At 71.2% G+C, this 8,007-nt stretch carries 10 protein-coding genes and 1 pseudogene; 4 read left to right on the forward strand and 7 right to left on the reverse strand.

Going from position 1 to position 8,007, the window contains the following annotated elements; all coding sequences use genetic code 11:
• Positions 1-230 precede the first annotated feature (230 nt).
• The 4 genes from hisG to I0C86_RS37310 form a co-directional block, all read right to left on the reverse strand.
• The gene (hisG, locus tag I0C86_RS37295; RefSeq protein WP_196206023.1) at positions 231-1,076 is read right to left on the reverse strand and encodes an ATP phosphoribosyltransferase; all 846 of its coding nucleotides are present in this window, start codon (positions 1,074-1,076) and stop codon (positions 231-233) included.
• A 72-nt stretch (positions 1,077-1,148) separates the two neighbouring features.
• Entirely contained in the window at positions 1,149-1,412 is a 264-nt protein-coding gene (locus I0C86_RS37300) for a phosphoribosyl-ATP diphosphatase (protein ID WP_196206024.1), read from the reverse strand.
• A gap of 81 nt (positions 1,413-1,493) precedes the next feature.
• Positions 1,494-2,762: a GerMN domain-containing protein gene (locus tag I0C86_RS37305; RefSeq protein ID WP_196206025.1), complete on the reverse strand. Its 1,269-nt coding sequence runs from the start codon at positions 2,760-2,762 to the stop codon at positions 1,494-1,496.
• A gap of 38 nt (positions 2,763-2,800) precedes the next feature.
• The gene (locus tag I0C86_RS37310) at positions 2,801-3,322 is read right to left on the reverse strand and encodes a SigE family RNA polymerase sigma factor (RefSeq protein ID WP_196206026.1); all 522 of its coding nucleotides are present in this window, start codon (positions 3,320-3,322) and stop codon (positions 2,801-2,803) included.
• Between the two features lie 187 nt (positions 3,323-3,509).
• On the opposite strand from I0C86_RS37310, the gene I0C86_RS37315 reads away from it, so the two are divergent.
• From I0C86_RS37315 to I0C86_RS37325, 3 genes are read left to right on the forward strand one after another with little or no spacing between them, the layout of a single operon-like run.
• Positions 3,510-4,367, forward strand: coding sequence for an ABC transporter substrate-binding protein (locus I0C86_RS37315; RefSeq protein ID WP_196206027.1), 858 nt, complete (start codon positions 3,510-3,512; stop codon positions 4,365-4,367).
• Entirely contained in the window at positions 4,364-5,209 is an 846-nt protein-coding gene (locus I0C86_RS37320) for an amino acid ABC transporter permease (RefSeq protein ID WP_196206028.1), read from the forward strand. Before I0C86_RS37315 ends, I0C86_RS37320 begins: the two co-directional genes overlap by 4 nt.
• Complete coding sequence (locus tag I0C86_RS37325; protein ID WP_196206029.1) at positions 5,206-6,033, forward strand: amino acid ABC transporter ATP-binding protein; 828 nt, start codon at positions 5,206-5,208, stop codon at positions 6,031-6,033. The genes I0C86_RS37320 and I0C86_RS37325 overlap by 4 nt, the downstream gene beginning before the upstream one ends.
• On the opposite strand, the gene I0C86_RS37330 is transcribed toward I0C86_RS37325, so the two are convergent.
• The gene (locus I0C86_RS37330) at positions 5,993-6,559 is read right to left on the reverse strand and encodes a protein-tyrosine phosphatase family protein (protein ID WP_196206030.1); all 567 of its coding nucleotides are present in this window, start codon (positions 6,557-6,559) and stop codon (positions 5,993-5,995) included. The two genes, I0C86_RS37325 and I0C86_RS37330, sit on opposite strands and share 41 nt — an antisense overlap.
• 102 nt (positions 6,560-6,661) lie before the next feature.
• Between I0C86_RS37330 and I0C86_RS37335 the strand changes: the two genes are divergently transcribed.
• Positions 6,662-7,195: a class I SAM-dependent methyltransferase gene (locus tag I0C86_RS37335; protein WP_323374094.1), complete on the forward strand. Its 534-nt coding sequence runs from the start codon at positions 6,662-6,664 to the stop codon at positions 7,193-7,195.
• Here the strand turns inward: I0C86_RS37335 and ribH are convergent.
• Entirely contained in the window at positions 7,170-7,649 is a 480-nt protein-coding gene (ribH, locus tag I0C86_RS37340; RefSeq protein WP_196206031.1) for a 6,7-dimethyl-8-ribityllumazine synthase, read from the reverse strand. The genes I0C86_RS37335 and ribH overlap by 26 nt on opposite strands.
• A 2-nt stretch (positions 7,650-7,651) precedes the next feature.
• Positions 7,652-8,007, reverse strand: a pseudogene (locus tag I0C86_RS37345) (bifunctional 3,4-dihydroxy-2-butanone-4-phosphate synthase/GTP cyclohydrolase II); the annotation flags it as partial.

The following is an 8,007-nucleotide window of genomic DNA, read 5'->3' on the forward strand; positions in this document are numbered from 1 at the left end:
GCCCTGGACAGGCCGGAAGACCCGCCCGACCCCACCGCCACTGTGCGGGAAGACACCGGCGCGGGCGTCGCTGTGCAGATTGCTCCCACCCCCCGGTTCCGGTCCGCCGTAGCGTTAGCGTGCGGCTCCAGGGGGAACGGGGGCGGCCACCGTCTGTCCTTCGCGTCCCCGTCCGGAACGCGAAGGACAGACGGTGGCCGGAGCCCCGGTGGATCAGGCGCGGGGGTGGCTCACAGCCGGCAGGCGTGCAGGTTGGTGACCAGGATCGCCCGGGCGCCGACGTCGTACAACTCGTCCATGATCCGGTGTACGTCCTGCCGCAGTACCAGCGCCTCGACCGCGACCCAGCCCTCCCGGTGCAGCGGCGAGATGGTCGGCGACTCGATCCCGGGGGTCAGCGCGGTCGCCTGGTCGAGCAGGTCGGCCCGGACGTCGTACGCCAGCATCACGTACTGGCGGGCGACCAGCACCCCGTGCAGCCGGCGGACGAGCTGGTCCACCTGGCCGTTGGTCGGCGCCTCCCCCCGGCGGATCAGCACGGCCGACGAGTGCAGGATCGGCTCGCCGACGATCGCCAGTCCGGCCTGGCGCAGCGTGGCGCCGGTGGAGACGACGTCGGCGACCACGTCGGCGACGCCGAGGCGGACCGCGTTCTCGACCGCGCCGTCGAGCCGGATCACCGTCGCGGTGGTCCCGTGCTCGGCCAGGTACCGCTCGACGATCCCCGGGTACGCGGTCGCGATGCGCCGGCCGGCGATCTGGTCGACGGTCGACACCATCTCGGGCGGGGCGGCGAACCGGAAGGTCGCGGCGCCGAAGTCGAGGTCGAGCATCTCGTCGGCCGGACTCGCCGAGTCGACCAGCAGGTCCCGGCCGGTGATGCCGAGATCGAGGTCGCCGGAGCCGACGTAGGTGGCGATGTCCCGGGGGCGAAGGTAGAAGAATTCGACGTTGTTGGCCTCGTCGCGGCAGATCAGGTCGCGGTCGTCGCCGCGCTGGCGGTAGCCGGCCTCGCGCAGCATCTGGGCGGCCGGTCCGGACAGGGTGCCCTTGTTGGGAATGGCGATGCGCAGCATCGGAAGTGCTCCTCGCGGTCAGGTGGATCGGACTGACGGACGCGTCCACGGCGGCCGGGACGCGGCGGGGCACTACAGATGTCGGTAGACGTCCTCGAGTTTCAGACCGGTGGCGAGCATCAGCACCTGCGCCTGGTAGAGCAACTGGGAGATCTCCTCGGCGGCCCGTTCCGGGCCCTCATGCTCGGCGGCCATCCACGCCTCGGCCGCCTCCTCGACGACCTTCTTCCCGATCGCGTGCACGCCGCGCTCCAGCGCGGCCACCGTCCCCGAGCCTGGGGTGCCGGCGGCGGCCTTCGCCTGCAGCTCGGCGAACAGCTCCTCGAACGTCTTCACGGAACCGGATTCTCGCAGCCGGTCGACGCCGACCCGGCCGCCGGGTCGGCGTACCGCCCATCAGGTGGACCGCCGGCCGGGTCAGCGGACCGTGATGACGTGGTCGTCGAGGTGCTGCTCGCGACCGTCGGCCAGGGATGTCGCGTACGCCGTCAGTGTGTACCTGCCCGGCGGCAGGGTGACGCTGTGCCGGTACTCGCCCTGGGTCGGCCCGGCGATCGACAGTGTGATCGTCTTCTCGCTCACCGTGCGGCCGTCCCGCTGGATCCGGAGCTGTGCGGTCGCCTCCGGCAGGATCCCCGCGAGGTGCACCTGGAAGGTACGCCCGACGGTGTCCCCCTGTTGCGGCGCGATCAGCCACACCGGGGCCAGCACTTCCACCGCCGGCCCTCTGCGCAGTACCCCGGAGACGTCGACGCCGTCCCAGAGCCGGTCGACGGCCGTTCCGTCGAGCCGGAGCCGTACCCCGGACACTCCCGGTACGGCGGTGACGGTCCAGACCAGTTGCTGTACGGCCATCCGCGCCGCTGCCCCGCCGACCTCGTTCCGGGCCGCTCCGGCCAGGTCGACGGTGGCGGTACCGCCGCTGACCGACACCCCTCGCAGGTCGGTGCCGACCGGCCAGGCGTTGCGGTAGTCAGGATCCATTCCGGTCGGCCCGTCCAGCAGGTTCCGCACCGCCGCCGTGATCCGGTCGGCGGCCGAGCCGTCCCGCAGCCAGAGCCGGTGGAACTCCCGGTAGAGCCGGGGCCGGTTCGGATCGCCGCCCTGGTAGTAGACGGCGAGGCTGGCCGTCCTCGCCGTACCGCTGGTGGTGCCGACCGAGGGCACGGGCCCGCCGGGCGGGGTCGGGCCGGGCCGTACGTCCGTCGACGGCGTGGCCGCGCTGGCCGTCGGCTGCGCGCCGAGGACGCCGCCCGGCGACCCGGTCCGGCTGTCCGACGGTGCCGGTACGACGCTGCCGGCCAGGCCGGCCCCCACCACGGCCACGGCCAGGGTGGCCACCGTTACGGCGCCGGCCGCGAGCGGTGACCAGCCGCCCCAGCGACGATGGCCGGTACCGGCCATCGTCCCGCCGGCTCCGGCTCCGGCTCCGGCTCCGGCTCCGGCCCGGCCGGGCGACAGCCGCAGTCCGAACCGGCCGGACGAGGACCGCAGTCCGGTCCGGGCGAGTGCAGGCCGCAATCCGAACCGGGCACGTGTCCGGCCCAGGCCGATCCACCGGCCCCGGCGCGCCCCGCCCGGGTCGCCGGCCTGGATCCGGCGCTGGATCAGGGGCAACGCGCCCGGTGCCGGCTCGATCCGGTCGGCCTCGGCCGCGAGCACCCGGCGCAGCAGGTCCTCGTCCATCGGGCCCCGCTCCTCGTCCCTCCACTGCCGGTGTTCGGTCATCGCTGTGCCCCCAGGGTCTGCTTGAGCGCTGCCATCCCCCGGAAGGTGTGGCTCTTCACCGCGCCCCGGCTGACTCCCATCAGCTCGGCGGTCTCGGCCTCGGACAGTTCGGCGTAGTACCGCAGTACGATCGCCTCCCGCTGCCGGGTCGGCAGGCCCCGCAGCGCGGCGATCACGGCGTCGTGCTGGAGCAGGTCGAGCGCGCCGGCCTCCGCACTGGGCGCGTCCGCCATCAGCCGGGTCACGGCCAGGTGCGTTTCCACCACCCGTCGGTGCCGCAGCGCCGACCGGCACCGGTTGACCACACTGGTCCGCAGGTAGGCCAGGGCCTTGTCGGCGTCGCGCAGCCGGGACCACCGGCCGTGCAGCGCCACGTAGCCGTCCTGGACGATCTCCTCCGCCGCGCCCTGGTCGTGCAGCAGCAGCGTGGCGAGTCGTACCAGCGGTCGGTAGTGGGCGGCGAAGAGGCGGGTGATCGCCTCGTCCGCCGCCCACTGCCGGGGCACGGGTTGCCTCATGATCCTCCCGCCGGGCGGGTCGGAGACCAGGTGGGTCGTCACAGCTACGTGACGCGTGACCTCCCGTTCCGGTTTACCGCCGAAGCCCGGTCGGCACCACTGGACGGGCCGATACCCGACGAATATCCCTATCGGACCGCTGGGAATATCTATGGGCAGGCGTCGACGTGTGCCTATGCTGTCGGCCATGGCTAGCCGATCTCTGCCGGTCGCGCTCACGACCGCTACCGTTCTTCTCGCTGCCCTCGCCGGCTGCGCTCCCCAGAACCAGCCCCCACCGGTCTCGGCCCCGGCCGCCTGCTCGAAGGCGGATATGAAGACCAAGACACCCGGCAAGTTGACCATCGGCACCGACGATCCCGCGTACGAGCCGTGGTTCAGCGAGAACATGCCGGCGAACGGCAAGGGCTTCGAGTCTGCGGTGGCGTACGAGGTGGCCATGCAGCTCGGGTACGCCCGGATCGACGTGCAGTGGGTCCGGGTCAAGTTCGACAACGCCATCGCCCCCGGGGCGAAGGAGTTCGACTTCGACATCAACCAGTTCTCCGTCACCGACCAACGCAAGCTGGCCGTCGACTTCTCCTCGCCGTACTACCTGGTCCGGCAGGCCGTCGTCGCGGGCAAGGGCTCGAAGATCACCGGCAAGTCGACCCTGGCCGACCTGAAGAACGCCAAGCTGGGCGCGCAGGTCGGCACCACCAGCTACCAGGCGATCACCGACCTGATCAAACCCAACGTCAAGCCCCAGGTGTACAACAGCAACGACGACGCCAAGAAGGCGCTGCAGAACCGCCAGCTCGACGGCATCGTGGTCGACCTGCCCACCGCCTTCTACATCACCTCGGCGGAGATCAAGGACGCCACCATCGTCGGCCAGCTGCCCCAGGTGGGCGTGCCGGAGACCTTCGGCCTGCTGCTCGACAAGGACTCTCCGCTGACCGGCTGCGTCAGCAACGCCGTCGACGCGCTGCGCGGAAGAGGGAAACTCGTCGAACTGGAGAAGGCCTGGCTCGCCGAGACGGCGGGCGCCACCGAACTCACGTGATCCTGACCAACCACCGACCGTCCACGATCGCCCGGGAGCGGGCCGCCTACCGGAAACGGCAGACGGTCCGCTCGGTGCTGATCGCCGCGACCTCGACCGGGCTGCTCGGCACCCTGCTCGTGGTGGCGGTGACCGGCGCACCGGGCTGGGAACGGGTCCAGCAGTCCTTCTTCGACCCGCAGATCGCCCGCGATGCCCTGCCCGACGTACTCACCGGGCTGTGGCTCAACGTGCAGCTGCTGGTGTGCTGTGCCCTCGGGGCGCTCACCCTCGGTCTGCTGCTGGCGGTGCTGCGTACCCTGCGGGGCCCGGTCTTCTTCCCGGTCCGGGCGCTGGCCACCGGCTACACGTACACGTTCCGCGGGCTACCCGTGATCATCGTGCTGTACGTGCTCACCCTCGGCGTGCCCGGCCTGCGCCTTCAGGGCATGCCGTCGGTGCTGGTGCTCGGCGGAATCGCCCTGGTCCTCACCTTCGGCGCCTATCTGGCCGAGGTCTTCCGGGCCGGTATCGAATCGGTGCACGCCAGTCAGCTCGCCGCCGCCCGGTCCCTCGGACTCACCTACCGGCAGACGATGCGGTACGTGGTGCTGCCCCAGGCCGTCCGCCGGGTGGCCCCGCCCCTGCTCAACGACATCATCGCGCTCCAGAAGGACGTCGGGCTGGTGTCCCTGGCCGGACCGATCGACGCGGTACGGGCAGCCCAGATAGCCACCGCCGAGAGTTTCAACTACACGCCGTACATTGTCGCGGGGGTGCTCTTCGTGCTGCTCGCCATTCCGCTGATCGCGGTCACCGACTGGGTGACGCTGCGCGCCGCCCGCCGTCAGGCGGAACGATGACCGGGTCGGGGCCGCCGGTGCCCCGACCGGGACAGCTGGTGGCGCGGACGGCCGGGCCGAACCCTCCCGTGCTGAGCTGCCGCGCGCTGCGCAAGGTGTTCGGCGGGCACGTGGTGCTCGACGACCTCGACCTCGACGTGGCCGAACACGAGGTGGTCGCGTTGATCGGCGCCTCCGGGTCGGGCAAGTCCACCCTGCTGCGCTGCGTCAACCTGCTGGAGGACCTCGACGACGGCACCATCCACCTCGACGGCGAGCACATCACCGACCCCCGGGTCTCCCCCGACCTGGTACGCCGGCGGATCGGCATCGTCTTCCAGGCGTACAACCTGTTTCCGCACCTCAGTGTGCTGGACAACATCACGCTGGCGCCCCGGCGGGTGTACCGGCGGGACCGGGCCGAGGCCGAGTTCCAGGCCCGGGAGCTGCTCGCCCGGGTGGGGCTGGCCGAGAAGGCCGGCGACTATCCCGACCGGCTCTCCGGCGGCCAGCAGCAGCGGGTGGCGATCGTCCGGGCACTGGTCAACGCGCCCCGGTTGATCCTGCTCGACGAGGTGACCTCGGCGCTGGACCCGGAACTGGTCGGCGAGGTGCTGACCATGATCCGGGACCTGAAGGCGGACGGCATGACCATGGTGCTGGCCACCCACGAGATGGGGTTCGCCCGCGAGGTCGCCGACCGGATCTGCTTTCTCGACGGCGGACGGGTGATCGAGGAGGGGCCGCCCGAGCAGGTGCTGGGCGAGCCGACCCAGCCCCGTACCCGGCAGTTTCTGCGCCGGATCATCGAGGCCGGCCGGCTCCAGGCGCCGCCCACGGGCTGAGTGCCGACGACGTCGGGATCCCCCGCCCCCCGGCGGCCTGACGATGATGGTCATCCAGCCAGCGCCGCTGCTCCTCGGTCTCCGGCACCGGGACTCCCCTTGCCCCGCCGATGATGTCCCAGATCCGGTCGACCGGAACATCCAGCCGCGACAGCAACGCGGCGACGAGCAGAGACGACCGCCCGATGCTCGCCCGGCAGTGCACTGCGAGGTGCCGTCCCCGGGCAAGGTCGCCGGCCAGTACGTCGATCAGTGGACGGATCGCGGCGTGTTCCGGAACCCCTCGGTCGATGACGGGATACGCGTGGTAGTCGATACCGGCGCGGGCGGCGGCGGCATCCTCGCCGGTCAACCCCAACTCGTCGCGTTCTGCGGAGGTCAGCAGGCAGACCAGGATGTCCACCCCGCAACGGCGTAGTCCGGCCATCTCGTCGTCGAGCCAGTCGTCCCCGCGCGGGCGCGCCACGATGCTCAGCCGCACCGGCGACGGCGCCGGAATCGGATAGATGGTGGGTCGTAACCACATCGGGCTGTCTCCTGTCGCTAACTCCTGCGTGCCACCTTCGGCGAGGACGCCGACCGCTACGACCGGGCGCGCCCCGGCTATCCGGACCAGGTCTTCGAGGATCTGGTCCGGCACTGTGGGCTGAGCCCGCGGTCCCGGGTGCTGGAGATCGGATGTGGCACCGGCCAGGCCACCCGACCACTGGCAGGGCTCGGTTGCACCATTGTCGCGGTGGAACTCAGCCCCGAACTGGCTGCCGTGGCCCGACGTAATCTTCAGGAGATCCGGAACGTGACCGTCGAGGTGTCCCCTTTCGAGCACTGGACACCACCGACCACCCCGTTCGACCTGGTATTTTCGGCGACCGCGTTCCACTGGATCGATCCGGACATCCGCGTCGACAAAGCGGCGGACGTGCTCCGCCCGGCCGGAACACTCGCTGTGCTGCACAGCGAGCACGTCGCTGGTGGCACGGAGAGTTTCTTCGCAGACGTGCAGGCCCGCTACGAGACCTCCGACCCCAGGACACCGCCGGGGCTGCGCCTGACACCAGCCGCAGACATCCCCGACGACCCGACCGAGTTCGAACGCTCCGCACGCTTCGGTTGCCGTAGAGCGACGCGGCGATCGGCTACGGTCGGGCGGCGATGTCCCTGATCACCACGGCAGCCTCCAGTGCCGCCGTGGTTGCCGCCCAGCCCTTGTCCTCGGCCGAGTCCGCCAGCCCCGCCCGATCCCGGGCCTGCTCCAGGTTGTTGACCGTGAGTACGCCGTGCGCGACCGGCGTCGCCGTGTCCAGTGCGACCCGGGTAAGCCCCTCGGTCACCGACTGGCACACGTAGTCGAAGTGCGCCGTGGCGCCCTTGATCACCACGCCGAGCGCCACCACGGCATCGCAGCGCCGGGCCAGCGCCTGGGCCACCACCGGCAGCTCCACCGAACCGGCGACCCGGACCACCACCACGTCGTCCACGCCGCACGCCTTCGCCGCGTTGACCGCGCGGTCCAGCATGTGGTCGGTGAGTTCCCCGTGCCAGCGGGCGGCCACCACCCCGACCGTCAACCCGGAAGCGTCCACCGTGGACACTCCCGGTTCCCCGAACCCCGCCATCGTCACGCCAACCTTTCCGTCATCTCGACCAGTTCCACCGACTCGACCGGTCCGTCCAACTCGTCCAGCAGGTGGCCCATCCGGTCCCGCTTGGTCCGCAGGTAGTGCAGGTTCTCCGGGGTCGCCCCGACCGGCATCGCCTCCCGGCCGACCACGGTCAGTCCGTAGCCCTCCAGCCCGGCCCGCTTGGCCGGATTGTTGGTCAGCAGCCGCATCGAGCGGACACCGAGGTCGTACAGGATCTGCGCGCCCGTGCCGTAGTCCCGCGCGTCGGCGGGCAACCCGAGGTCCAGGTTCGCGTCGACGGTGTCCCGGCCGCGGTCCTGCAACTGGTACGCCCGCAGCTTGTGTACCAGCC

Source organism: Plantactinospora alkalitolerans (assembly GCF_015690345.1).
In the GTDB taxonomy this organism is placed as follows: Bacteria; Actinomycetota; Actinomycetes; order Mycobacteriales; family Micromonosporaceae; genus Plantactinospora; species Plantactinospora alkalitolerans.